Here is a 23,249-nt window from a genome sequence, read left to right as displayed (position 1 = left end):
GCAGGAACGTAATATTCCAGTAATGAAACAGCAAAAAACACGTTACACTAAGAGCCGTTTCTTCCCGGTAGATTCTCTTTCTTAACCGATACGAACGAAACACTGCCTGAACTCAACGTTATGCAGGAAAAATGCACATGGACATTACTAACAAAGCCCGCATTCATTGGGCATGCCGTCGCGGCATGCGCGAACTCGATATCTCCATCATGCCGTTCTTCGAATACGAATACGACACCCTGAGCGATGAGGACAAACAGCTCTTCATCCGTCTGCTGGAGAACGACGATCCTGATTTATTTAACTGGTTGATGAATCACGGCGAACCTGCCGACGCCGAACTGCAACGGATGGTGCTTTTAATTCAAACACGGAATCGGGAACGTGGTCCTGTGGCAATCTGATTTACGCGTCTCGTGGCGCGCCCAGTGGATGTCTCTTTTGCTCCACGGCCTGGTTGCGGCTTGCATTCTGTTGATGCCATGGCCGCTGAGCTACACCCCATTATGGTTAATCTTACTGTCGCTGGTGGTGTTCGACAGCGTGCGCAGTCAACGACGCATTAATTCCCGTCAGGGCGAAATCAAACTGTTCATGGATTCCCGACTGCACTGGCAGGGCAGCGAGTGGGAGATTGTCGGCACGCCGTGGATGCTAAATGCCGGCATGATGCTTCGCTTACGCAAAGGCGACGGGAAACGCTACCAGCATTTGTGGCTTGCGGCAGACAGCATGGACGAAGGGGAGTGGCGGGATCTGCGCCGGATGCTGTCGCAGCAACCGACGCAGGGGCGATAGCGGTTAACTAAACTGCTCCGCCATTTCGCCGAGGATCTGCTCGCACCAGTTTTGCAGGCGCTCTTCGCTCAGATCGTATTGATTAGTCTCATCAAGGGCCAGCCCGACAAACAGCTGGCCGTCGGCAATGATCGGTTTCTTGCTGGTAAACTCATAGCCTTCGGTCGGCCAGTAACCGATGAAGGTCACCCCTTTCGGCGCCAGCTTGTCATGCAGCATCCCCAGCGCGTCGAGGAACCACTCGCCATAGCCTAACTGATCGCCCATGCCGTACAGCGCGATAATTTTGCCTTCCAGCTTCAGGGAATCAAGCTGTTCCCAGATGGCTTCCCAGTCTTCCTGCAGTTCACCAAAATCCCAGGTCGGGATACCCAGGATTAGCACGTCATACTGTTCCATCATCGTCGGGGCGTCGTCTTTGAGATTATGCAGGGTGACCAGTTCCGGACCGATAATGTCGCGAATTTTCTCTGCGGCCATCTCGGTGTAGCAGGTGCTGGAACCATAAAACAGACCAATATTCATCGCTAAAATGTCTCAATACTTGCTATGACTTTGCGAGTAGTGTACCAGAAACAACCCGCATTCAGGCATAATGCCCCCATTGCAGAACGAAAGAGGCTGACGTGGAAAAGGATCTCGCACTCATCGAGCAGTTTCTCGATGCGCTGTGGCTGGAGAAGAATCTTGCCGAAAATACCCTCAGCGCCTACCGACGCGATCTGGCGATGCTGGTGGCCTGGTTGCATCATCATGACCTCTCTCTTACTACGGCCCAAAGTGACCATTTGCAGGCGCTGCTTGCCGAGCGCATGGAGGGGGGCTATAAGGCTACCAGTTCCGCGCGGCTGCTGAGCGCCATGCGGCGTCTGTTTCAGCACTTGTATCGTGAGAAATTGCGCGCCGACGATCCCAGCGCCGCGCTGGCCTCGCCCAAGCTGCCGCAGCGTCTGCCGAAGGATCTCAGCGAAGCACAAGTTGAGAGATTATTACAGTCGCCGGTGGTTGACCAACCGCTGGAGTTGCGCGATAAAGCGATGCTTGAGGTCTTGTATGCGACGGGGCTGCGCGTCTCTGAGCTGGTCGGGCTGACGATGAGCGATATCAGCCTGCGTCAGGGCGTGGTGCGGGTGATCGGTAAAGGCAACAAAGAGCGTCTTGTGCCGCTGGGTGAAGAGGCGGTGTACTGGCTGGAGAGTTATCTCCAGCATGGACGTCCGTGGTTGCTCAACGGTGTCTCCATTGATGTGTTATTCCCGAGTCAACGTGCGCAACAGATGACGCGTCAAACCTTCTGGCATCGCATCAAACATTACGCCACACTGGCGGGTATAGACAGTGAAAAACTTTCGCCGCACGTTCTGCGTCACGCTTTTGCGACCCACCTTCTGAATCATGGCGCCGACCTGCGCGTGGTCCAGATGCTGCTTGGGCACAGTGACCTTTCAACGACGCAAATCTACACGCATGTCGCGACGGAACGCCTGCGGCAGCTACACCAACAGCATCACCCACGTGCGTGATGACTCGTAACAGGAACCAATATGAAAAAGTCTTTAGTGCTGTTCTCTCTGCTGGCAACCTCATTATCTGGTCTGGCGCACGCTGACGATGCGGCCATCAAACAGTCTCTGGCGAAGCTTGGCGTTACCGGTAGCGATATTCAGCCTGCGCCGATCGCCGGAATGAAAACCGTGATGACCAGCGGCGGCGTGCTGTACGTCACCGAAGACGGTAAGCACTTTCTGCAGGGGCCGCTGTACGATGTGAGCGGCGCCCAGCCGGTCAACGTCACTAACCAGATGCTGATGAAAAACCTGAACGCGCTGGAAAAAGAGATGATTGTCTACAAAGCGGCGCAGGAAAAGCACGTCATCACCGTGTTCACCGACATCACCTGCGGCTACTGCCACAAGCTGCATGAAGAGATGAAAGACTACAACGCGCTGGGCATCACCGTGCGTTATCTCGCTTTCCCGCGTGCGGGCGTGCAGAGCCAGCCTGAGCAGGACATGAAGGCCATCTGGTGTGCGAAAGATCGCAACAAAGCCTTTGATGACGCCATGAACGGCAAAGGCATTCAGGCCGCTTCCTGCGATATCGACATTGCCAATCACTACGCGCTGGGCGTGCAGTTTGGCGTGACCGGTACGCCAGCCATCGTGCTGAGCAACGGGTATGTCGTGCCGGGCTACCAGGGACCGAAAGAGATGAAAGCGTTCCTTGATGCGCACCAGAAACAGTTTGGCGGTAAATAATTCGCGTGAAATCTTCGATACAACTCCGTCGTCGTGAAGTGGACGACAGCGCCGTCTTACCCGCGGATCTGTCGCCTCTGTTGCGTCGACTGTACGCCAGCCGTGGCGTGAAACATGCAGACGATCTTGAGAAAGGCGTAAAAAATATGCTGCCCTGGCAGCAGCTGAGTGGCGTCGATACGGCCACGGAGCTGCTGTACAACGCCTTTCGTGAAGGAACGCGCATCATCGTGGTGGGGGATTTCGATGCCGATGGCGCCACCAGTACCGCGCTGAGCGTGCTCAGCCTGCGGGCGATGGGGTGCGATAACGTCTCCTACCTGGTGCCTAACCGCTTTGAGGATGGCTACGGCCTGAGCCCGGAAGTGGTCGATCAGGCCCATGCCCGCGGCGCGCAAATGATCCTCACCGTCGACAATGGGATCTCGTCCCATGCCGGTGTCGATCGTGCGCACAAGCTGGGGATCCCGGTGCTGGTCACCGATCACCACCTGCCTGGCGACACGCTGCCGGCGGCGGAAGCGATCATCAACCCCAACCTGCGCGACTGCGACTTCCCGTCAAAATCGCTGGCGGGTGTGGGCGTGGCCTTCTACCTGATGCTGGCGCTGCGTACGAAGCTGCGGGATAAAGGCTGGTTTGAGGCGCAGGGCATTGCCGCACCGAATCTGGCGGAATTCCTCGATCTGGTGGCGCTGGGCACCGTGGCGGACGTGGTGCCGCTGGATGCCAATAACCGTATTCTCACCTGGCAGGGCTTAAACCGCATTCGGGCCGGCAAATGCCGTCCGGGCATTAAGGCGCTGCTGGAGATCTCCAACCGGGATCAGCAGCGGCTGGCGGCCAGCGATCTGGGCTTTGCCCTCGGCCCGCGTCTCAACGCCGCCGGGCGTCTGGATGATATGTCGGTGGGCGTGGCGCTGTTGCTGTGCGACAACATCGGCGAAGCGCGCGTGCTGGCCAACGAGCTGGACGCCCTGAACCAGACCCGCAAAGAGATCGAGCAGGGGATGCAGGCCGAAGCCCTGACCCTGTGCGAAAAGCTGGAGCGCAGCGGCGAAACGCTGCCCGGTGGGCTGGCGATGTATCACCCCGAGTGGCACCAGGGAGTGGTTGGGATCCTGGCCTCGCGCATCAAAGAGCGTTTTCACCGTCCGGTTATTGCCTTTGCTCCGGCCGGAGACGGCACGCTGAAAGGATCGGGCCGATCCATTCAGGGGCTGCATATGCGCGATGCGCTGGAGCGCCTGCATACGCTGCACCCGGATCTGATGATCAAGTTTGGCGGCCACGCGATGGCGGCGGGCTTGTCGCTGGAAGAGGCGAAATTCGATCGGTTCCAGCAGCTCTTCAGCGAGCTGGTCACCGACTGGCTGGATCCGGCCCTGTTGCAGGGCGAGGTGGTCTCCGACGGTCCGTTAACCCCCGCTGAAATGACCATGGAAGTGGCGCAGATGCTGCGTGATGCCGGTCCGTGGGGGCAGATGTTCCCGGAGCCGCTGTTTGATGGCCGCTTCCGTCTGCTGCAACAGCGGCTGGTGGGTGAACGCCATTTGAAAGTGATGGTAGAACCGGTCGGCGGCGGCCCGCTGCTGGACGGGATCGCCTTTAACGTCGATACCACTATCTGGCCGGACAACGGCGTGCGCGAAGTCGAACTGGCCTACAAACTGGATATCAACGAGTTTCGTGGCAACCGCACGCTGCAAATCATCATCGACCATATCTGGCCACTTTAGCATCACTATTCCGCTATAAAACAGGGCGTGAATCCGGTACAATTCCGCCCTTATCTCCGCATTTTGACTAGTCCATAAAAGAAAACAGACCATGTTTGAAATTAATCCGGTAAAAAACCGCATTCAGGACCTCACGGAGCGCTCCGACGTTCTTAGGGGGTATCTTTGACTACGATGCCAAGAAAGAGCGTCTCGAAGAAGTAAACGCCGAGCTGGAACAGCCGGACGTCTGGAACGAACCTGAACGCGCACAGGCGCTGGGTAAAGAGCGTTCCTCTCTGGAAGCTATCGTCGATACGCTTGATCAGATGGCGCAGGGTCTGGATGACGTGTCCGGCCTGCTGGAGCTGGCCGTTGAGGCCGACGACGAAGAGACCTTCAACGAAGCCGTGGCAGAACTCGACGTGCTGGAAGAGAAGCTGGCCCAGCTGGAATTCCGTCGCATGTTCTCCGGTGAATACGACAGCGCCGACTGCTACCTGGATATCCAGGCCGGTTCCGGCGGCACAGAAGCACAGGACTGGGCCAGCATGCTGACCCGTATGTACCTGCGCTGGGCTGAAGCCCGCGGCTTTAAGACCGAGATCATTGAAGAGTCTGAAGGCGAAGTGGCAGGCCTGAAATCTGTCACCGTTAAAATTATTGGCGATTACGCCTACGGCTGGCTGCGTACCGAAACCGGCGTTCACCGCCTGGTGCGTAAGAGCCCGTTCGACTCCGGCGGCCGTCGTCACACCTCTTTCAGTTCCGCGTTTGTCTATCCGGAAGTGAAGGACGATATCGATATCGAAATCAACCCGGCGGATCTGCGTATCGACGTTTACCGCGCCTCCGGTGCGGGCGGTCAGCACGTTAACCGTACGGAATCCGCGGTGCGTATTACTCACCTGCCGACCGGGCTGGTAACACAGTGCCAGAACGACCGTTCCCAGCATAAAAACAAAGACCAGGCCATGAAGCAGATGAAAGCGAAGCTTTATGAACTGGAGATGCAAAAGAAAAATGCTGAGAAGCAGGCGATGGAAGATAACAAATCTGACATCGGCTGGGGCAGCCAGATCCGTTCTTACGTCCTTGATGACTCCCGCATCAAAGACCTGCGTACCGGTGTCGAAACCCGTAACACGCAGGCGGTGCTGGATGGCAGCCTGGACCAATTTATCGAAGCAAGTCTGAAAGCAGGGTTATGAGGAACCAACATGTCTGAACAACAAGCACAGGGCGCTGACGCGGTCGTCGATCTTAACAATGAACTGAAAACCCGCCGCGAGAAGCTGGCTGCACTGCGCGAGCAGGGCGTGCCGTTCCCGAACGATTTCCGTCGCGATCGTACCTCAGACCAACTGCACGCTGACTTCGACGCTAAAGAGAACGAAGAGCTGGAAGCGCTGAACATCGAAGTGGCTGTTGCAGGCCGCATGATGACCCGTCGTATCATGGGTAAAGCCTCCTTTATCACGCTGCAGGACGTGGGTGGCCGCATCCAGCTGTACGTTTCCCGCGACGATCTGCCGGAAGGGATCTACAACGAGCAGTTCAAGAAATGGGACCTGGGCGATATCCTCGGCGCTAAAGGCAAGCTGTTCAAAACCAAGACCGGCGAGCTGTCCATTCACTGCACCGAGCTGCGTCTGCTGACAAAAGCCCTGCGCCCGTTGCCGGACAAGTTCCACGGCCTGCAGGATCAGGAAGCGCGCTACCGTCAGCGCTACCTGGATCTCATCTCTAACGATGAATCCCGCAACACCTTCAAAATTCGCTCCCAGATTATGGCTGGCATTCGTCAGTTCATGGTAGCCCGCGACTTTATGGAAGTGGAAACCCCAATGATGCAGGTGATCCCGGGCGGTGCGTCCGCGCGTCCATTCATCACCCATCACAACGCCCTGGACCTCGACATGTACCTGCGTATCGCGCCGGAACTGTACCTGAAGCGTCTGGTGGTTGGTGGTTTCGATCGCGTATTCGAGATCAACCGTAACTTCCGTAACGAAGGCATCTCCGTACGTCATAACCCAGAGTTCACCATGATGGAACTCTATATGGCGTATGCGGATTACAAAGATCTGATCGAGCTGACCGAATCCCTGTTCCGCACCCTGGCGCAGGATATTCTGGGCACCACTGAAGTGCCTTACGGCGAAGAGGTCTTCGACTTCGGCAAGCCGTTCGTTAAGCTGACCATGCGCGAAGCGATCAAGAAGTACCGTCCGGAAACCGAGATGGCCGATCTGGATAACTTCGATTCTGCGAAAGCGATCGCCGAAAGCATCGGCATCAAGGTTGAGAAGAGCTGGGGTCTGGGCCGTATCGTAACCGAGATCTTCGAAGAAGTGGCCGAAGCGCACCTGATCCAGCCGACCTTCATCACCGAGTACCCGGCAGAGGTTTCTCCGCTGGCGCGTCGTAATGACGAGAACCCGGAGATCACCGACCGCTTTGAATTCTTCATCGGTGGCCGCGAAATCGGCAACGGCTTTAGCGAGCTGAACGATGCAGAAGATCAGGCGCAGCGCTTCCAGGATCAGGTTGATGCCAAAGCCGCAGGCGACGACGAAGCGATGTTCTTCGACGAAGACTACGTGACCGCGCTGGAGCACGGCCTGCCGCCAACAGCGGGCCTGGGTATTGGTATCGACCGTATGGTTATGCTGTTCACCAACAGCCACACCATCCGCGACGTGATCCTGTTCCCGGCGATGCGTCCGGTGAAGTAAGCCGTTAAGATGTAAAAAAAGCCCCGAAAGGGGCTTTTTTATTGCGCCGCGAAGGCTCTGAGTGCCTCGCGAGCCGTACTCGCTTCCATGACCATCCACGGGCTAAAGGCCCAGGGCGTGGCATCCAGCGCGCGGAATAACGCCTCCAGCTCAACCCACTGAAAGTCCATCACTTCATCATCATTTATTGTTATTTCATTCGTGATGCGAGCGGCAAATACCGGGCAAATTTCGTTTTCAACAATCCCGGAAGGGTCAATTTTACGGTAGCGAAACTCAGGCGCAACGGGGGTGATATTGGCAATTTCGGCACCCACTTCAAAACGGCAGCGGCGGATTATTGCCTGTTCTGTCTCTTCGCCAGACTGCGGATGGCCGCAGACCGAGTTCGTCCAGACGCCGGGCCAGGCTTTTTTGCTCAGTGCGCGTCGGGTAATCAGGCATTCATCGTTGGCGTTAAAGAGCCAGGAGGAGAATGCCAGGTGCAGTGGGGTATAAGAGGTGTGTGCGGCATATTTTTCCTGAGTGCCAATCACCATTCCCTGGTCGTTTACCAAAATAACGTGTTCTTGAATACTCATTCGTGCTCCAGTACCAAACATGCCAGATGGTTCAGCACCATCAGCGGCATTATTATACTGCATTCTTATACGAACGGTTTGTCGCCCAGAGCGGAAAAGGGCTGACCCATATCAGTCGGGGCTGCTATCATAGCGCGGCCATTCACGTTGACCGAGGAACTGTTTTGTTTGCAGGAAGCCCGATGAAAAAACCCGTTTCTGCTCTGTTTTGCCTGATCCTGGCCCTGTTGCTGGCGGGATGCGCGGGCAATCAGGCATCGGATTCTGGTCCTGTGTATACCGTTAAACGCGGCGATACGCTGTACCGCATCTCGCGTACGACCGGCACCAGCGTGAGGGATCTGGCGCGTCTGAATAATATTTCGCCACCTTACACCATTGAAGTGGGACAAAAGCTGAAGGTAAACGGCAGCAGCGCCACGGCCAAAAAATCCTCTTCAAAGAGTAAAGGTAAAACCGCCGCGGTCACGCCTTCTTACGCCGTACCTAAGTCCTCCTGGCCGCCCGTCGGGCAGCGCTGCTGGGTCTGGCCTGCCAGCGGAAAAGTGGTGATACCCTACTCCACCGCAGAAGGGGGAAACAAAGGGATTGATATCGCCGGTACCCGCGGGTCGCCTGTGTATGCTTCTGATGCGGGCAAGGTGGTCTATGTCGGCAACCAGCTGCGCGGTTATGGCAACCTGATCATGATTAAGCATGGCGAGGACTACATCACCGCCTATGCCCATAACGACACTCTGCTGGTGAATAACGGACAAAACGTGAAGGCCGGGCAGAAGATCGCCACCATGGGCAGCACCGGCTCCAATACCGTGGCGCTGCATTTCCAGATCCGTTATAAGGCGACGGCGATCGATCCGGTACGCTATTTACCGGCGCCGGGCGGCAAACCGAAGTGCTAAGTGGTTATTAAATCGCCGGTTAGCGTACGGGAGTCTTGTCAGAAGAGGCGTAAGGTCTATAATGCTTTACGCACCTCAAAGCGGGCGTAGTTCAATGGTAGAACGAGAGCTTCCCAAGCTCTATACGAGGGTTCGATTCCCTTCGCCCGCTCCATAATTCCTTTGTCTGTTCCCTTACTCCCTGCAAACCTACGCCAGTAAGATCTGAATCAGCATCTGTACAAAATAGAGCGCACAGGCGATCTGTATTACCCGAAACCCCCATCTGACATAGCGCCATGCGTTGCGTTCCCTGGCATCAGCGTGTGCAATGGCTGGGTCAGCAGATCGTTTTTTTCGCTTTGTTTTGATTGCGTCCCATGCCCAAAAGGCAAGCAATATAACAACTAATCCTTTCAAATAGAGGGGGTTATCCATCGTCATTCAGGCGCTCCGGGCAGTCTGCTGATAAAGAAAACAGACTACCCTAAAGACAATACAATAAACATGGTTATCAGCGGTTTATCGCATTACGCCCAAAAAACCATGGATCCCCATATAAATCCCCACCAGCCCAATCAGCACGCTGGAGAAGTAGGGGGCTCTCCTGGCCATTGTATTAAACCCGCTCCAGCGTTTTGCCACCTGACGTACGCTCACCGCGGCCCCTACGCCAACGGTCACCAGGGTAAGGGCCAGCCCCATGCTGAAACTGACCACCAGCGTTGCGCCCAGGGCTAAGGCTTTCAGCTGGATACAGATAAGCAGTACGGTGATGGCGGCCGGGCAGGGGATCAGACCTCCGGTGAGGCCGAACAGCAGGATCTGCCCGTTAGTTACCTCTCTGCCGGCGAAGCGGCGCTGAATATCATGGGCATGAGCGCGCTCGTGGGCATCCTGATACGCCTTCGAATTGACCTCCAGCCCTTCCAGCTCGGCACGATCGTGATCGTGATGATGATCATGGTGGTCATGGTCATGGTCATGGTCATGGTCATGGTGGTGATCATGGTGGTGGTGGTCATCATGCCCCTGCATCTCCGCCAGCCAGCTCTTTTCCCCTTGCCATGTGCGCCAGAACATCCACACCGCGGTGCTCAGAATAACGATCGCAGAGATCACCTGTAGCCAGGGTTCAGCCGATTCCGCGGTGAACCTGTTGCTGAGGTACATCCCGCCAAAGGCAATCAGCCAGACGATGGCGGTATGGGAAATCGTCGCGGCCAGCCCAAGCATCACGGCCTGCCGCACCGTGCCTTTAATGGCGATGATAAAAGCCGCCATCATGGTTTTGGAATGGCCGGGCTCCAGGCCGTGTAAAGCACCTAATAAGATGGCGCTGGGAATAAAAAACCAGGCATTACCTTGCTGAAGAAGAGCGGTAAATTCGTTCATGAGAAGCGTTGTTTGTGAGTTGTTGGTGCCTGGATTCTACTCCCCCCCAGTACAGTATACTACCCCCCAGTAGATCGTCGATGTTACAATCAGCGTTGATTTTTCGGTTAACGAGGTGCCACGTGTCGCATACCATCCGTGATAAACAGAAGCTTAAAGCCCGTACCAATAAAATTCAGGGTCAGGTCGCGGCGCTGAAAAAGATGCTGGACGAGCCGCACGAATGTGCTGCGGTGCTGCAGCAGATCGCGGCGATCCGCGGGGCGGTAAACGGCTTAATGCGGGAAGTGATTAAGGGCCATCTCACTGAGCATATCGTTCATGAAGGCGATGAAGTGAAGCGGGAAGCGGATCTTGATGTCGTGCTGAAGGTGCTGGATTCATACATTAAATAAATGTTAACTTTTTGAAGCTGCACGCCAACGCTATGCTTGTTCCCAAACTCATAATAATTACAGAGGCAATGTCATGGATAACGATCTCCTGCAAGCGGGATACCGGGCCTATACCGGTGAGAAAATTGATGTCTACTTCAATACCGGTATTTGTCAGCACGCGGGAAACTGCGTGCGTGGCAGCGCCAGACTCTTCAACCTGAAACGTAAGCCGTGGATCATCCCTGATGAAGTGGATGTTGATACGGTTGTGCGTGTGATCGACACCTGCCCAAGCGGCGCACTCAAATACCGCCACAAATAAGCGAGAACCCATGGAAATTCAGGAAGGCCATAACAAGTTTTATGTGAATGATGCCGATGGCAACCAGGTCGCGGAAATTGTCTTTGTTCCCACCGGCGAACACCTCAGCATTATTGAGCATACCGATGTCGATCCCAGCCTGAAAGGGCAGGGCGTGGGCAAACAGCTGGTGGCGAAGGTGGTAGAAAAGATGCGCGCAGAGAACCGCAAAATCATCCCTCTGTGCCCGTTTGCGAAACACGAATTTGATAACACCCGCGAGTATGACGATATCCGCGCCTGAGACCGCACGGGTACGGCTCCGGCAATGGCGACCAGAGGATCTGGCGCCATTTGCCGCGCTGAACAGTGACCCGGAGGTGATGGGCTGCTTCCCCGCGCTCCTGAGCCGGGAAGAGAGCGATGCGCTGGCAGAGCGCTTTCACGCGCTCATTGACCTCAACGGCTGGGGATTCTGGGCGGTGGAGGAGAAGGCCAGCGGGACCTTTCTCGGCATGGTCGGCCTGCATCATCAGCCTGACCGTTTTTCATTTTCACCCTGCACTGAAATTGGCTGGCGACTGGCAAAACCGTTCTGGCACAAGGGGTTTGCCTGTGAAGCCGCAATGGCCTGCCTGGCGTATGCCTTTGAGGTGCTGGAGCTGGACGAGGTGGTTTCTTTTACCTCCATCCACAACGTCTCTTCTGAGTCGTTAATGCAACGCCTGGGAATGATTAAACAGGGGCACTTTCTGCACCCGTCGCTGCCGGCCGATCACCGGCTTGCCACTCACGTGCTGTATGGCCTTTCCCGGCAGCGTTATCACACTCATCCCCGCTTTAAGCAATAAACATTACCGACACGCACAACACCCCGACAATCAGCGTCAGCACATTACCGACGGAGCGGTAGGGCTTCAGGGCCGGGATCAGGAAGGTCGACAGGGTCGGCATGATAAACAGGATCATGGCGATAAGCGGCCCGCTGATAGCGTAGATCATCGAGATAGCATTAGGGTTAATGCAGCACACCGCAAAGGTGATCAGCGAGACGCCCATCACCGACACGGCCCGGTTAAAGGCCCGGCTTTTCTTCACCCCAACCTGATTTAATCCTGATTTCACTATCTCCGTTGCCCCCTCAATCACGCCAAAATAGGTGCCGAGAAACGACTTCGACATCGCGATAATAGCCACCACAATCCCGGAAATCCCAAGCCAGGAAGGGGAGGAGGGCATCATCGAGAGCGCGGAGAGAATAGTGACCCCTTCCTCTTTGGCGGCGACGATATAGGACGGCGGGATCGACAGCAGGCAGCTGAAGACAAAGAACAGCACGCTCAGGCAGATGATCAGGTACGCCACCTTCATGATGCGGGTGCATTTGCCCATCGCGGCGTCGCCATATTTCTCCTGCCGGTCGACGGCAAAGGTCGAAATAATCGGGGTATGGCTGAAGGCGAACACCATCACCGGAATAGAGATCCATACCTGGTGCAGGGTGTGCTTATCCACCGTCATCTGGCTGGTGAGCAGCGAGGGCTGCCAGCTGTGGGTGAGGTACAGCGACACCAGCAGGAAGTAAGCTATCAGCGGAAAGACCAGAAAGCCCATCACTCGGATGGTGACATGACGCCCCATCAGAAAGATCAGATTCAACGCCAGCACGACGCCCAGGCTGACCAGCACTCGCACGGTGGTGTCCACCGTTATATGCTTCGCCAGCTGTTCGGTCAGCGAGTTGGTGATCGCCACAGCGTAGATCTGCACCACCACAAAAAAGGCGACAAAGTAGAGCGTGGTGATCAGATTGCCGATCTTTTTACCGTAGTAGTGGGTGACTGCACCGGTGATCCCTTCGCTGCCTTTTGTTTTCGCCGAGAGGATGAACTGGCATAGCGCTTTGTGGGGCCAGTAGGTGAATGGATATGCCACAAGGGCGGTGATAAACAGGACGACAGCGCCCGCTGATCCCAGCTGGATGGGCAGAAACAGGGTTCCTGCGCCCACGGCCGTGCCGTACAGGGCAAAGCTCCAGAGGGTCTCTTCTTTAGACCAGATTTTCGACATGAGAGAAAAGTATCAACTATAAAACCAACAAAAAGGAGACTATTTTACCATAATCATCAGTTGGCGTGGTGGCTGAGGCGGGTTTAAGCAGGCCGGAAAGCATTTCCAGCCGGAGGGATTACCAGGTTGCAGGCTGTCGCTGCTGGCGTCGCTTCATGACGCGATCGCGCAGGGTGTCGTACGCCCAGTTATAGACCATGGTGTACGGCAGGAAGAAAATAAAGAAGCCAATCTCTAAGGTAAACGCCTGCAACAGGCTTACGCCCAGCACCAGCGACACAATGCCGACGCCGATAAAAATAAACCCGACCTCAAAGCCGAGGGCGTGGAGGGCGCGAACTTTGGCGGTGCGGGTAACGATATGCCGCGGCCACAGCCTGTCAAAACCGGCGTTATAGATGATATTCCAGATCATCGCAGTGGTGGCGAGCAGAATAGTCAATCCGCCCATCTCCAGCACCGGACGCTGCATCAGCCAGGCGGTGGTCGGGGCGAGGATCGCCGTGGCGATGCCCTCGAAACAGACGGCGTGGAAGATACGCTCCGGCAGTTTTCGGTGTTGAATATCGTTGTGCTGCATAACCTGATACCTCATTAACCTGCCAGGATGGGCAGAATCAGGCCGCTATTTTTATCGCTAAAACTGATATATAAAAGTTGGATTCCATCGATAAAGTAGATACATCATGCGCTACTCCCCCGAAGCCTTAACGGCGTTTGTCGAGACGGTTGCCGCCGGCTCGTTCTCCGCTGCCGCCCGCCGCCTGCGCAAAAGTCAGTCCACCATCAGCACCGCCATCGCCCATCTGGAAGATGACCTCGGCTTCGCGCTGTTCGATCGCAGCGCCCGTCAGCCGGTGCTCACCGCCCAGGGTAAACAGGTGCTGGGCTACGTTCAGTCGATCCTCGCCGCCAGCGCGCGGCTTGACGAGCTGGCGGTCTCCCTCAGTGAAGAGACCGAAGCGCGGCTGGCCTTTGTGCTCTCAGACACCCTGCACCCGGACGTGCTGGAGGAGATGCTGTTTCGTTTTGACGAGCGTTTTCCCCATACCGAATTCGAATGCCTCATCGGTGAAGAAGAAGATGTCATCGACCTGCTGCAAAAAGGGCGGGCGCACATCGGCCTCACGGAGGCGCGGGAGAGCTATCCCACCGACATTGCCGCCGTTCGCCTGCCGATGCAGACCCACATGGCGATCTATACCTCCGCCACGCATCCCCTCGCCGCGCAAAAGCGCACTGAAGCTGATGAACTGCACGGCTGGCGGGAGCTGCGCCTGAACACCTATCTGGAGCGCGAACCGGTGCTGGCCCAAGGGCCGGTGTGGTCTGCGCCCAACTACCTGATGTTGCTCAGCATGGCAGTGCAGGGCTTCGGCTGGTGCGCGCTGCCCTGTGCGCTGGTGGCAGAGTTTTCCCCTGCGAAAGCCCTGGTGCAGCTGAACGTGCCGGGCTGGCCGCGTTCGGTAGCGATCGATCTGGTGTGGAATAAGCGCTCTCCGCCGGGGACGGCGGGAAACTGGCTGCGGCACTGGCTCCAGCACCAGGCGGATCCTGTGTGATGAATACGACATTCCCCTGATCGGTACCGAAATCTAAAAGGACTACACTTGATGGGGTGAATTAACCGTCGAGAAGAGACATGGCCGCTAAAAATACCATTACGCCCCGGGTGCTGCTGCTCTCAGCCAGAGACTGGGTGCCTAATAATCCTCATCTGCCGGTGCTGATCTATAAAGGGGTAATATCGGAAGGCGATTTTGCCAGCCAGTTTGAACAACGGTTTGCCGACAACGGATGGCCGCCCCAGTGGCGCGATGGGATTTTCGACTATCACCATTACCACTCGACTGCTCATGAAGTGTTGGGTGTTGCCCGGGGAACGGCGCGCCTGGTGATTGGCGGTCCTGGGGGTGAAGAGATGGAGGTCGAAGCCGGGGACGCCCTGTTATTGCCTGCGGGAACCGGGCACTGCCGCTTATCTGCAACGCTCGATTTTCAGGTAGTAGGGGCGTATCCGCCGGGGATGGAGTTCGATCTGTGTAAGCAGGCGGCGACGCCGGCAATACTGGCGCGTATCGTGGCGCTGCCGTTTCCTGAGTCGGATCCAATTAATGGTAACGAGCCTGCCTTAACCCAGTACTGGAAATCTCCGCCCTTCAGTGGCTGAAGGGCGGTACACCATTACTTGCCGGTGTAAATATCGAAGCTGAAGTATTGTGAGGCGAGCTTTTTGTAGGTCCCGTCCGCCAGGATCGCCGCGATAGCGCCGTTCAACTCCTGGCGCAGCTGGTCATCCTCTTTGCGCAGTCCAATGGCCGCCCCGGCGCCAAACAGGGCATCGTCCTGCAGCGCATTGCCGACAAAGGCAAACTCTTTACCCTGCGGCTTATTGAGGAAGCTGTATTCCGCCATCACCCCGGAGAGCACGGCGCCATCAATACGCCCGGACTCGAGGTCGCGGATCACCTGATCGGCACCCTGGTAGGCCACCACGTTAACGCCCTTGCCGCGCCACTGCTCATTGGCATAAGTTTCCTGGGCGGAACCCTGCTCAACGCCAATGGTTTTCCCCTTCAGCTGATCCACGCTGTTGCTGGCGAGGCTGTTTTTACGTGCCACCAGGAAAGCCGGGCCGCTGTAGATCTTGTCGCTGAAGGCAATCTGCTCTTTACGCTTGTCGGTGATGTACATCCCGGAGAGGATGGCATCAAATTTACGCGCCTTCAGGGACGGAATGATGCCGTCGAAGTTGCTTTCAACCCAGACGCATTTCGCCTGCAGTTGCTTACAGATGGCATTGCCCAGATCGATATCAAAACCGACCACTTCGCCCTGCGGGTTTTTCGATTCAAAGGGGGCAAAGGTCGGATCCACGCCAAAACGCAGCTCTTTGGTCTCTGCTGCCAGGGCAGACGACGTTGCCAGCAGTGCCACCAGCGGTAAAAGGTATTTTTTCATTATCTGTCACTGTCTTAACGGCAATAGTTTTCAACCAAACGGGCAAAGAAGGAGGCCCCGGTGGTAATGATCTCATCATTAAAGTCGTAGCCCGGGTTATGCACCATGCAGCCGCCTTTTTCCCCTTTCTCGCCGTTGCCGAGCAGGAAATAGCTGCCCGGACGTTGCTGGAGCATAAAAGCGAAATCTTCACTGCCGTTGGACGGGGAGACGCTCTCGAGTACCGCATCCTCGCCAAAGAATTCGACGGCCAGCTGGCGGGCGAAGGCGGTCTGTTCCGCATCGTTCACCAGCACCGGGTAGGAGTCATAGATCTCCACTTCGCTGGTGGCGCCGTAGCTGCGGGCGGTGAAGTCGGTGAGCTCCTGAATCCGGCGGATCAGCAGGTCGCGGATCTCCGGCTTCATCGAACGCACCGTCAGCTCCATCACCGCGCTGTCCGGGATCACGTTAGAGGCAATGCCCGCCTGGAAGGTGCCGACGGTCACCACCGCGGTTTCACCCGGCGGCACGTTACGCGCCACAATGCTCTGCAGGGACATGATCAGGGCGGCCCCGGTCACAATCGGATCCACGGTGCGTTCCGGGTGCGCACCGTGACCGCCGTACCCTTGCAGGGTAATTTTCACGGTGTCGGCGGAGGCCATAAAGTTGCCTTCATAGAAACCAAACTTACCGGTCGGCAGATAAGGCATATTGTGCAGGGCGAAAATACGGTCGCAGGGGAAGCGGTCAAACAGCCCGTCTTTAATCATTAAATCCGCGCCGCCAATCGCCTCTTCGGCAGGCTGGAAAATAAGGTGTACCGTGCCGTTAAACTGGCAGGCATCTGAGGCAATATATTTCGCCGCGGCCAGTAAAATCGCGGTGTGGCCGTCGTGGCCGCAGGCGTGCATTTTGCCCGGTACGGTACTGGCCCACGGCAAATCGGTGGCTTCAAAGATCGGTAAGGCATCCATATCGGCGCGCAGGCCGATGGATTTGCTGCCCTGGCCTTTGCTGAGCGAGCCGACCACGCCGGTTTTTCCGATCTCCCGCGTCACCTGATAGCCCCAGCCTTCCAGCTGGCGAGCCACCAGATTGCTGGTATTAAACTCTTCGAGACTTAATTCGGGATTGGCATGTAAATGACGGCGGATGGCGATGATTTCTTCTTCTGATTCTTTTATTTCTGGAATGATACAGTCGGACATTTGTTACTCCAGTGTAAACGCGTGTTTGCCACTCCTAACTTATCGTCGTGCCGTCATAATGCAAATGCGTTCTCTTATAATTAGCGCGGAAATTATAAGTTGTGTGAATACATGCAGGGCTTTACATCCGGGCCTGCAAAATGAGTGCGCGATCCTTTGTGATAAAACTCACTTTTTTTAAACAATTACATCATTAGTTGATAACAATACTCTACTATGTGCGGTGTCATTTTGCGCAGAGGTTGAGATGAAAGACGTCGTGATAGTGGGTGCGTTGCGCACAGCAATTGGCTGTTTCCAGGGAGCGCTCTCACGCCACTCGGCGGTAGATCTGGGCAGCGTGGTGGTCCGCGCGCTGGTGGAGCGCAGTGGCATTGAGGCCCACGAGATCGACGAGGTGATCCTCGGTCAGGTGCTGACCGCAGGGGCCGGGCAAAACCCTGCCCGTCAGGCCGCGCTGAAAGGGGGATTACCCAACACCGTCTCTGCCATTACCATCAACGACGTCTGTGGCTCCGGGCTTAAGGCGCTGCACCTGGCAACCCAGGCGATCCAGTGCGGTGAAGCCGACGTGGTGATCGCCGGTGGTCAGGAGAACATGAGCCGCGCGCCGCACGTTCTGACCGACAGCCGCACGGGCGCTCAGCTGGGGAACAGCCAGCTTATCGACAGCCTGGTGCACGACGGGCTGTGGGATGCCTTCAACGATTACCATATGGGCGTTACGGCGGAAAACCTGGCGCGGGAATATGGTATCTCCCGTGAACGACAGGACGCCTACGCCCTCAGCTCACAACATAAGGCCCGGGCCGCCATTGACGCAGGCCGTTTCCGGGATGAGATTGTCCCGGTCAACGCGCAGAAGCAGAACGGTGAACATCTGCTGGTGGATACCGATGAACAGCCGCGTACCGATGCCAGCGCAGAAGGGCTGGCGTTGCTCAATCCTGCCTTTGAACTCACCGGTTCGGTCACCGCCGGGAATGCCTCCTCTATCAACGACGGCGCCGCCGCCGTGATGATGATGAGCGAGAGCAAAGCCGAAGCGCTGAATCTGCCGGTGCTGGCGCGCATTAAAGCCTTTGCCAGCGTCGGCGTGGATCCCGCCTTAATGGGGATAGCCCCGGTGCATGCGACGCGCCGCTGCCTGGAGCGGGCAGGGTGGCAACTGGCGGATGTCGATCTGATCGAAGTCAATGAAGCCTTTGCTGCCCAGGCGCTTTCGGTAGGGAAAATGCTGGAGTGGGATGAGCGCCGGGTTAATGTCAACGGCGGGGCGATAGCGCTGGGCCACCCCATTGGCGCGTCTGGCTGCCGTATTCTGGTCTCGCTGGTGCATGAGATGGTGAAACGTGATGCCCGCAAAGGGCTGGCAACGCTGTGCATTGGCGGCGGGCAGGGCGTGGCACTCGCCATAGAACGCTAATTCGCTTTGATATATATCAACCCAAATAAGCCTCCCGTCACGGAGGCTTATTCGTTTGTGAGCTCCATCATATTTTTACCCTTGTAAGTAGATTCTCAAACTTCCTCGAAATATTTACCGCATTCTCTGAGTCGCTAATAAAACTTTAGTGTGATCCCGATCCGTTAAATTCCGCTTAAAACCCCTCTTTTGTTGATATTGCTCACGCCTGGCTTTGCCAAAAAAAATGAAACAAATAATTACGATCATGATCACTAAAATTACGTATTTAAAAAAATAAAATGCAATTCCATAAAAACGAAACATCATTTTAAACGAGGGTTTGTCCATGTTTAAGAAATCTCTGGTCCTTGCTTCACTTATTGGCGCTTCTTTCGCAGCTCAGGCTGTCACCGTGGATCTGCGTCACGAATACATTGATACTGGTACCAACGCAGACCGCGTGGCAGTTTCACACCGTTTCGAAAATGGTTTTGGTTTTTCAGTAGAAGCGAAATGGAAATCCGGCGGCGATAAAGCTGACCAGCCGTTTTCCGATGTGGTAGGTAATGGTCACGAAGACCAGATTAGCTGGCGCTGGAAAGCAACCCCGAATATTGCGTTAACACCAGGCTTTACCGTTGAAAGTAAAGACAGCTTCACCATTTATAAACCGTATCTGCATGCGCAATATAGTTTTGATAATGGCTTCTACGTTGCCGCACGTTACCGTTATGACTACACCCGTTATCCGTCAAGCTCGAATAAAGACGACGATAAAGTTAACCGTGGCGATGCGTGGGTTGGCTGGGTGATGGGCGACTGGCGTACCGAGCTCAATTACGTATACGCGAAAAGCTCCGAAGGCACTATCCGTAATAACAACAAAGATTACTCCCAGGAATATAACGTCAAGCTGGCGTACAAAATTGATAAAAACTGGGCCCCATATGGTGAAGTGGGTAACGTCGGTGTGAAAGAGACCGATGAGCGTCAGACCCGTCTCCGTGTCGGTGTAGCATATTCGTTCTAATAACAAGCAGTACCTCCGGGATTAACCGGCTCGAACGAGCCGGTTTTTTTATGCCTGCAATTTATAACTTCACCGATCGACAGATAAAAAAAAGCCCTCCATAAAGAAGGGCAAGGCCAGTTACAGGAACACAAACACAAACTTTTATTCACGCAACAGTTCAGGTTGCTCAGGAAGCTTCGCAATATAAAGAGCAGGTTTGCCGTCTTTATCGGAACTAAACAGGACCGCTTTATCATCTGGGGTAAAGGATGGATGCGGATGGGTCACCTGGCGGCTGTTGGCCACGGTTGCCCAGGAGGTATCGTGACGCGCAACGCGGAAGTAAGCTTTTTTCGCCACGTCAAACGCATACAGGTAAGGATCGTTATCGATGGTATAGCCGCTGGTGTCTTTCACATCAACCGGCGTGCCGGAACCATCACCCACCAACAGCGTGCCGTCAAAGTTACTCATCAGGTGCGAACAGGCCGGCATCTGCATCACTGCGCTGTTCTCGCCGGTATCCGGATTGAAGCTATACACCGTACGGCCTTGTTGGCCTTTCAGGTAAGAGACATACACCAGCGCCGAGCCGTTCGGTACCCAGAACTCGTGGGTGCAGCTTTCGCCTTCAGCATGCTCTTTAACCTTACGCACGTTGCTGCCGTCTTCGTTAACCAGCCACATGCGGGCATCCACCAGATCGTGCGGGCCTTCATGGCAGAACGCGACGGTGTTGTCATCAAACGGACGGTAGATCGGGTGACCGAGCCAGTTTTTCTCTTCGTGGATCACGCTGCTTTCGCCGGTCTGCAGATCGACGCGCAGCAGGCGGCAGTGCGGCCCTTTATGGAAGAAGTCGTGGAAGATTTTCCAGTCGTTCAGCGGGGTCCAGTCGCTCTTCGCAATTTCGATACCCACCAGTTTGGTGCAGTCAGAGTTGGCCACCCAGGTGCCGTAGCCGACCCAGTCGTCGCTCACGCGATACACTTCGCGCTCAACCAGCGTCGTCAGATTGACTTCCAGCAGGGTGCGATCATTCTTAACGTAATAGAGGGATTTATCATCCGGCGACAGGAAGCCGCCAAAGGTGTTGTCGCCCGCGCCTTCGGTTAACTGCACCGCTTCGGCCTTTTTCAGATCCAGCAGATAGTAGTTCCAGTGGCCATCGAATTCACCAGCAAACAGCAGATGACTACCGTCGTTGAAAAAACACTTTTGATAGAAGTAGTTACGATGACAGGTAACTTCAGGGGGGGTCAGGCGGGTGACTTCCACGCCTGTATCCGGATCGCGACTGACCTCATAGTTCAGTTTGACCCGCATGCCTTTTGCCATGATGCACTCCTTGAATTCGACGACAGGGTTTTACCTGCAGTCCGATCGGTAAAATATGAGTTTAAAAACTGGGTGTTAAAATATCAAAACATCGTTTCAGTGTGTGTGACTGGTGGCGCACTTCTGAAGGAAAAGCCCGCGAATTCATCATTCTCTTTACATCTGTTCAGATTTTTATCATCCCGCCGTCAATTTTTTATTCCTTTATAAGTTATTGTTTAATTTAAAAATTAGAGTGTGAATTTTAAAAATTAGTTTTAAGAAAGCGATGTCAACTCCCTGACAATCGTGATCGCAACTGCAATTTTGAGATTAACTAACAGAAAAAGTGAAACATCGTTTTAAATGTAATTGAAAACCCATTTCACAGCAGATAATATGTGCCCATCACGAAAACGGAACACCGTTTTGTTAATTATCCTGGCCTTCGGGGCCGATAAATTCTGGAGGTTAATGTGGAAGTCAGACAAAGCATCCACAGCGCGCATGCAAAAACGCTGGATACCCAGGGTCTGCGCGATGAGTTTTTAGTTGAGAAAGTATTTGTCGCTGATCAATACACCATGGTGTACAGCCACATTGATCGCATCATCGTTGGCGGCATCATGCCGGTGGCCAAAACGGTCTCCGTCGGTGGTGAAGTGGGCAAGCAGCTCGGCGTCAGCTTCTTCCTCGAGCGTCGTGAGCTGGGCGTGATTAACATCGGCGGCCCGGGCACCATCACCGTTGACGGTCAGTGCTATGAGATCGGCCATCGCGACGCGCTGTACGTCGGGAAAGGCGCGCAGGAAGTGGTCTTCGCCAGCGTCGATAGCGGCAAACCGGCGAAGTTTTACTACAACTGCGCCCCGGCACACACGACCTATCCGACCAAAAAAGTGACCCCGGCGGAAGTCTCACCGGTCACCCTGGGTGACAACCTCACCAGCAACCGCCGCACCATCAATAAATATTTCGTTCCTGATGTGCTGGAGACCTGCCAGCTCAGCATGGGTCTGACCGAGCTTGAGCCGGGCAACCTGTGGAACACCATGCCGTGCCATACCCACGAGCGCCGCATGGAAGTGTACTTCTACTTCAATATGGAAGAAGACGCCTGTGTATTCCATATGATGGGTCAGCCGCAGGAGACGCGCCATATCGTGATGCATAACGAGCAGGCCGTCATTTCTCCAAGCTGGTCTATTCACTCTGGCGTAGGTACGCGTGCCTATACCTTCATCTGGGGCATGGTGGGTGAAAACCAGGTCTTCGATGATATGGACCACGTAGCCGTTAAGGATCTGCGCTAGTCGCGGACAGTTAAGCACAAACTTGCCTGTTCGTTCAGGCGCTGAAAGATAAAGGATAAAAAATGATTCTTGATGCATTTTCTCTGCAAGGTAAAGTTGCGGTCGTTACCGGTTGTGATACCGGTCTGGGCCAGGGTATGGCGGTCGGCCTGGCGGAAGCGGGCTGTGACATCGTCGGGATCAACATCGTTGAGCCGCAGGAGACCATCGAGCGTGTGACCGCGCTGGGCCGTCGTTTCCTGAGCCTGACCGCTGACCTGCGCAAAATCGACGCCATTCCTGAGCTGCTGGATCGTGCTGTGGCTGAATTCGGTAAAATCGACATTCTGGTCAACAACGCCGGTCTGATCCGTCGCGAAGACGCGATCAACTTCAGCGAGCAGGACTGGGACGACGTTATGAACCTGAACATCAAGAGCGTGTTCTTCATGTCTCAGGCGGCAGCGAAGCACTTTATCGCGCAGGGCAACGGCGGCAAAATCATCAACATCGCTTCCATGCTCTCCTTCCAGGGTGGCATCCGTGTGCCTTCTTACACCGCCTCCAAAAGCGGCGTAATGGGCGTTACCCGTCTGCTGGCGAATGAATGGGCGCAGCACAACATCAACGTGAACGCCATCGCTCCGGGCTACATGGCTACCAACAACACCCAGCAGCTGCGTGCTGATGAAGAGCGCAGCGCGGCGATCCTTGAGCGTATCCCGGCGGGTCGTTGGGGTCTGCCGAGCGATCTGATGGGGCCGGTTGTGTTCCTGGCTTCCAGCGCGTCTGACTACATCAACGGCTACACCGTCGCGGTTGATGGCGGCTGGCTGGCGCGTTAATTCTCGCCACTGCCGAAAAACCTCTGCCTTGGGCGGAGGTTTTTTTTGCCCTGAATTAGCCATTGTCCATATGAATAAAAGAGGAAAATCCATAAGCATTTTAC

General features: G+C 55.3%; 27 protein-coding genes and 1 tRNA gene. 19 read left to right on the top strand and 9 right to left on the bottom strand.

Annotated elements, in window-relative coordinates:
* Positions 1-137 precede the first annotated feature (137 nt).
* Positions 138-404, top strand: coding sequence for an FAD assembly factor SdhE (gene sdhE, locus ACP4QI_RS18260; RefSeq protein ID WP_142487010.1), 267 nt, complete (start codon positions 138-140; stop codon positions 402-404).
* On the top strand, positions 385-798 hold the full coding sequence (locus tag ACP4QI_RS18255; RefSeq protein WP_142487009.1) for a protein YgfX: 414 nt from the start codon (positions 385-387) through the stop codon (positions 796-798). Before sdhE ends, ACP4QI_RS18255 begins: the two co-directional genes overlap by 20 nt.
* A gap of 3 nt (positions 799-801) precedes the next feature.
* Here ACP4QI_RS18255 and fldB read toward each other — a convergent pair whose 3' ends face one another.
* Positions 802-1,323: a flavodoxin FldB gene (fldB, locus tag ACP4QI_RS18250; RefSeq protein ID WP_142487008.1), complete on the bottom strand. Its 522-nt coding sequence runs from the start codon at positions 1,321-1,323 to the stop codon at positions 802-804.
* Positions 1,324-1,424: 101 nt separating this feature from the next.
* Between fldB and xerD the strand changes: the two genes are divergently transcribed.
* From xerD to lysS, 5 genes are all read left to right on the top strand, one after another.
* Complete coding sequence (xerD, locus tag ACP4QI_RS18245) at positions 1,425-2,321, top strand: site-specific tyrosine recombinase XerD (RefSeq protein WP_142487007.1); 897 nt, start codon at positions 1,425-1,427, stop codon at positions 2,319-2,321.
* Positions 2,322-2,342: 21 nt separating this feature from the next.
* Complete coding sequence (dsbC, locus tag ACP4QI_RS18240) at positions 2,343-3,056, top strand: bifunctional protein-disulfide isomerase/oxidoreductase DsbC (protein WP_426495708.1); 714 nt, start codon at positions 2,343-2,345, stop codon at positions 3,054-3,056.
* Between the two features lie 5 nt (positions 3,057-3,061).
* On the top strand, positions 3,062-4,795 hold the full coding sequence (gene recJ, locus ACP4QI_RS18235) for a single-stranded-DNA-specific exonuclease RecJ (protein ID WP_426495707.1): 1,734 nt from the start codon (positions 3,062-3,064) through the stop codon (positions 4,793-4,795).
* Positions 4,796-4,886: 91 nt separating this feature from the next.
* Positions 4,887-5,985 (top strand): peptide chain release factor 2 gene (prfB, locus tag ACP4QI_RS18230; protein WP_142487004.1). Its coding sequence is split into 2 segments (ribosomal slippage): positions 4,887-4,961 and positions 4,963-5,985, totalling 1,098 coding nucleotides; the frame shifts between segments, so codons are not numbered across the junction.
* Between the two features lie 9 nt (positions 5,986-5,994).
* Positions 5,995-7,512, top strand: a complete 1,518-nt coding sequence (gene lysS, locus ACP4QI_RS18225; protein WP_285128501.1) for a lysine--tRNA ligase — start codon at positions 5,995-5,997, stop codon at positions 7,510-7,512.
* Positions 7,513-7,550: 38 nt separating this feature from the next.
* Here lysS and idi read toward each other — a convergent pair whose 3' ends face one another.
* Complete coding sequence (idi, locus tag ACP4QI_RS18220; RefSeq protein ID WP_426495706.1) at positions 7,551-8,093, bottom strand: isopentenyl-diphosphate Delta-isomerase; 543 nt, start codon at positions 8,091-8,093, stop codon at positions 7,551-7,553.
* 164 nt (positions 8,094-8,257) lie between these two features.
* On the opposite strand from idi, the gene actS reads away from it, so the two are divergent.
* Both actS and ACP4QI_RS18210 read left to right on the top strand, forming a co-directional pair.
* Complete coding sequence (gene actS / locus ACP4QI_RS18215; protein ID WP_409518823.1) at positions 8,258-8,995, top strand: amidase activator ActS; 738 nt, start codon at positions 8,258-8,260, stop codon at positions 8,993-8,995.
* Between the two features lie 80 nt (positions 8,996-9,075).
* Positions 9,076-9,149 (top strand) — tRNA-Gly (locus ACP4QI_RS18210).
* A gap of 35 nt (positions 9,150-9,184) precedes the next feature.
* Here ACP4QI_RS18210 and ACP4QI_RS18205 read toward each other — a convergent pair.
* Complete coding sequence (locus ACP4QI_RS18205) at positions 9,185-9,418, bottom strand: hypothetical protein (protein WP_231313711.1); 234 nt, start codon at positions 9,416-9,418, stop codon at positions 9,185-9,187.
* 78 nt (positions 9,419-9,496) lie between these two features.
* On the bottom strand, positions 9,497-10,369 hold the full coding sequence (locus tag ACP4QI_RS18200) for a nickel/cobalt efflux protein RcnA (RefSeq protein ID WP_426495705.1): 873 nt from the start codon (positions 10,367-10,369) through the stop codon (positions 9,497-9,499).
* A gap of 122 nt (positions 10,370-10,491) precedes the next feature.
* On the opposite strand from ACP4QI_RS18200, the gene rcnR reads away from it, so the two are divergent.
* The 4 genes from rcnR (at position 10,492) to ACP4QI_RS18180 (ending at position 11,898) form a co-directional block, all read left to right on the top strand.
* The gene (gene rcnR / locus ACP4QI_RS18195) at positions 10,492-10,764 is read left to right on the top strand and encodes a Ni(II)/Co(II)-binding transcriptional repressor RcnR (RefSeq protein WP_426495704.1); all 273 of its coding nucleotides are present in this window, start codon (positions 10,492-10,494) and stop codon (positions 10,762-10,764) included.
* A 73-nt stretch (positions 10,765-10,837) separates the two neighbouring features.
* Positions 10,838-11,068 carry a 4Fe-4S mono-cluster protein YjdI gene (gene yjdI, locus ACP4QI_RS18190; RefSeq protein ID WP_103792598.1) on the top strand — a complete coding sequence of 77 codons (231 nt, stop codon included), beginning with the start codon at positions 10,838-10,840 and terminating at the stop codon, positions 11,066-11,068.
* Positions 11,069-11,078: 10 nt separating this feature from the next.
* Entirely contained in the window at positions 11,079-11,351 is a 273-nt protein-coding gene (locus ACP4QI_RS18185; RefSeq protein ID WP_142486998.1) for a GNAT family N-acetyltransferase, read from the top strand.
* Complete coding sequence (locus ACP4QI_RS18180; RefSeq protein ID WP_426495703.1) at positions 11,332-11,898, top strand: GNAT family N-acetyltransferase; 567 nt, start codon at positions 11,332-11,334, stop codon at positions 11,896-11,898. Before ACP4QI_RS18185 ends, ACP4QI_RS18180 begins: the two co-directional genes overlap by 20 nt.
* On the opposite strand, the gene ACP4QI_RS18175 is transcribed toward ACP4QI_RS18180, so the two are convergent.
* A complete protein-coding gene (locus ACP4QI_RS18175; RefSeq protein WP_142486996.1) occupies positions 11,888-13,117 on the bottom strand; it encodes an amino acid permease in 1,230 nt (409 codons plus the stop codon). The genes ACP4QI_RS18180 and ACP4QI_RS18175 overlap by 11 nt on opposite strands.
* A gap of 118 nt (positions 13,118-13,235) precedes the next feature.
* Positions 13,236-13,697, bottom strand: coding sequence for a multidrug/biocide efflux PACE transporter (locus ACP4QI_RS18170; protein ID WP_285128497.1), 462 nt, complete (start codon positions 13,695-13,697; stop codon positions 13,236-13,238).
* Between the two features lie 106 nt (positions 13,698-13,803).
* On the opposite strand from ACP4QI_RS18170, the gene ACP4QI_RS18165 reads away from it, so the two are divergent.
* Both ACP4QI_RS18165 and ACP4QI_RS18160 read left to right on the top strand, forming a co-directional pair.
* Positions 13,804-14,679 (top strand): LysR family transcriptional regulator, encoded by an 876-nt coding sequence (locus tag ACP4QI_RS18165; RefSeq protein WP_142486995.1) that lies wholly within the window; start codon positions 13,804-13,806, stop codon positions 14,677-14,679.
* An 80-nt stretch (positions 14,680-14,759) separates the two neighbouring features.
* Positions 14,760-15,287, top strand: a complete 528-nt coding sequence (locus ACP4QI_RS18160) for a cupin domain-containing protein (protein WP_426495702.1) — start codon at positions 14,760-14,762, stop codon at positions 15,285-15,287.
* Positions 15,288-15,301: 14 nt separating this feature from the next.
* Here the strand turns inward: ACP4QI_RS18160 and ACP4QI_RS18155 are convergent, their stop codons facing one another.
* Positions 15,302-16,078: an ABC transporter substrate-binding protein gene (locus ACP4QI_RS18155; RefSeq protein WP_142486993.1), complete on the bottom strand. Its 777-nt coding sequence runs from the start codon at positions 16,076-16,078 to the stop codon at positions 15,302-15,304.
* A 14-nt stretch (positions 16,079-16,092) separates the two neighbouring features.
* Positions 16,093-17,271, bottom strand: coding sequence for a M20 aminoacylase family protein (locus tag ACP4QI_RS18150; protein ID WP_307763603.1), 1,179 nt, complete (start codon positions 17,269-17,271; stop codon positions 16,093-16,095).
* A gap of 247 nt (positions 17,272-17,518) precedes the next feature.
* On the opposite strand from ACP4QI_RS18150, the gene ACP4QI_RS18145 reads away from it, so the two are divergent.
* Complete coding sequence (locus ACP4QI_RS18145; protein ID WP_156264574.1) at positions 17,519-18,697, top strand: acetyl-CoA C-acetyltransferase; 1,179 nt, start codon at positions 17,519-17,521, stop codon at positions 18,695-18,697.
* A 328-nt stretch (positions 18,698-19,025) separates the two neighbouring features.
* A complete protein-coding gene (locus ACP4QI_RS18140) occupies positions 19,026-19,709 on the top strand; it encodes a porin (protein ID WP_142486989.1) in 684 nt (227 codons plus the stop codon).
* Between the two features lie 144 nt (positions 19,710-19,853).
* Here the strand turns inward: ACP4QI_RS18140 and ACP4QI_RS18135 are convergent, their stop codons facing one another.
* Complete coding sequence (locus ACP4QI_RS18135; protein WP_142486988.1) at positions 19,854-21,029, bottom strand: oligogalacturonate lyase family protein; 1,176 nt, start codon at positions 21,027-21,029, stop codon at positions 19,854-19,856.
* Between the two features lie 455 nt (positions 21,030-21,484).
* Here ACP4QI_RS18135 and kduI point away from each other — a divergent pair, with 455 nt between their 5' ends.
* Both kduI and kduD read left to right on the top strand, forming a co-directional pair.
* Complete coding sequence (kduI, locus tag ACP4QI_RS18130; protein WP_142486987.1) at positions 21,485-22,321, top strand: 5-dehydro-4-deoxy-D-glucuronate isomerase; 837 nt, start codon at positions 21,485-21,487, stop codon at positions 22,319-22,321.
* A gap of 62 nt (positions 22,322-22,383) precedes the next feature.
* Entirely contained in the window at positions 22,384-23,145 is a 762-nt protein-coding gene (kduD, locus tag ACP4QI_RS18125; protein WP_032613810.1) for a 2-dehydro-3-deoxy-D-gluconate 5-dehydrogenase KduD, read from the top strand.
* Positions 23,146-23,249: the final 104 nt, after the last annotated feature.

The organism is Leclercia sp. TB492 (assembly GCF_049974505.2).
GTDB lineage: Bacteria > Pseudomonadota > Gammaproteobacteria > Enterobacterales > Enterobacteriaceae > Enterobacter > Enterobacter adecarboxylatus_C.
Note: the sequence above shows the minus strand (reverse complement) of the source record. Positions and strands in the feature narration are given on the sequence as shown.

What these genes read in the sequence shown, in the direction of transcription:
- sdhE (WP_142487010.1), top strand. Translation starts at nt 138, where the DNA reads ATGGACATTACTAACAAAGCCCGCATTCATTGGGCATGCCGTCGCGGC.
- fldB (WP_142487008.1), bottom strand. Translation starts at nt 1,323, where the DNA reads ATGAATATTGGTCTGTTTTATGGTTCCAGCACCTGCTACACCGAGATG.
- dsbC (WP_426495708.1), top strand. Translation starts at nt 2,343, where the DNA reads ATGAAAAAGTCTTTAGTGCTGTTCTCTCTGCTGGCAACCTCATTATCT.
- lysS (WP_285128501.1), top strand. Translation starts at nt 5,995, where the DNA reads ATGTCTGAACAACAAGCACAGGGCGCTGACGCGGTCGTCGATCTTAAC.
- idi (WP_426495706.1), bottom strand. Translation starts at nt 8,093, where the DNA reads ATGAGTATTCAAGAACACGTTATTTTGGTAAACGACCAGGGAATGGTG.
- ACP4QI_RS18205 (WP_231313711.1), bottom strand. Translation starts at nt 9,418, where the DNA reads ATGACGATGGATAACCCCCTCTATTTGAAAGGATTAGTTGTTATATTG.
- ACP4QI_RS18200 (WP_426495705.1), bottom strand. Translation starts at nt 10,369, where the DNA reads ATGAACGAATTTACCGCTCTTCTTCAGCAAGGTAATGCCTGGTTTTTT.
- yjdI (WP_103792598.1), top strand. Translation starts at nt 10,838, where the DNA reads ATGGATAACGATCTCCTGCAAGCGGGATACCGGGCCTATACCGGTGAG.
- ACP4QI_RS18185 (WP_142486998.1), top strand. Translation starts at nt 11,079, where the DNA reads ATGGAAATTCAGGAAGGCCATAACAAGTTTTATGTGAATGATGCCGAT.
- ACP4QI_RS18180 (WP_426495703.1), top strand. Translation starts at nt 11,332, where the DNA reads ATGACGATATCCGCGCCTGAGACCGCACGGGTACGGCTCCGGCAATGG.
- ACP4QI_RS18175 (WP_142486996.1), bottom strand. Translation starts at nt 13,117, where the DNA reads ATGTCGAAAATCTGGTCTAAAGAAGAGACCCTCTGGAGCTTTGCCCTG.
- ACP4QI_RS18170 (WP_285128497.1), bottom strand. Translation starts at nt 13,697, where the DNA reads ATGCAGCACAACGATATTCAACACCGAAAACTGCCGGAGCGTATCTTC.
- ACP4QI_RS18165 (WP_142486995.1), top strand. Translation starts at nt 13,804, where the DNA reads ATGCGCTACTCCCCCGAAGCCTTAACGGCGTTTGTCGAGACGGTTGCC.
- ACP4QI_RS18160 (WP_426495702.1), top strand. Translation starts at nt 14,760, where the DNA reads ATGGCCGCTAAAAATACCATTACGCCCCGGGTGCTGCTGCTCTCAGCC.
- ACP4QI_RS18155 (WP_142486993.1), bottom strand. Translation starts at nt 16,078, where the DNA reads ATGAAAAAATACCTTTTACCGCTGGTGGCACTGCTGGCAACGTCGTCT.
- ACP4QI_RS18150 (WP_307763603.1), bottom strand. Translation starts at nt 17,271, where the DNA reads ATGTCCGACTGTATCATTCCAGAAATAAAAGAATCAGAAGAAGAAATC.
- ACP4QI_RS18145 (WP_156264574.1), top strand. Translation starts at nt 17,519, where the DNA reads ATGAAAGACGTCGTGATAGTGGGTGCGTTGCGCACAGCAATTGGCTGT.
- ACP4QI_RS18140 (WP_142486989.1), top strand. Translation starts at nt 19,026, where the DNA reads ATGTTTAAGAAATCTCTGGTCCTTGCTTCACTTATTGGCGCTTCTTTC.
- ACP4QI_RS18135 (WP_142486988.1), bottom strand. Translation starts at nt 21,029, where the DNA reads ATGGCAAAAGGCATGCGGGTCAAACTGAACTATGAGGTCAGTCGCGAT.
- kduD (WP_032613810.1), top strand. Translation starts at nt 22,384, where the DNA reads ATGATTCTTGATGCATTTTCTCTGCAAGGTAAAGTTGCGGTCGTTACC.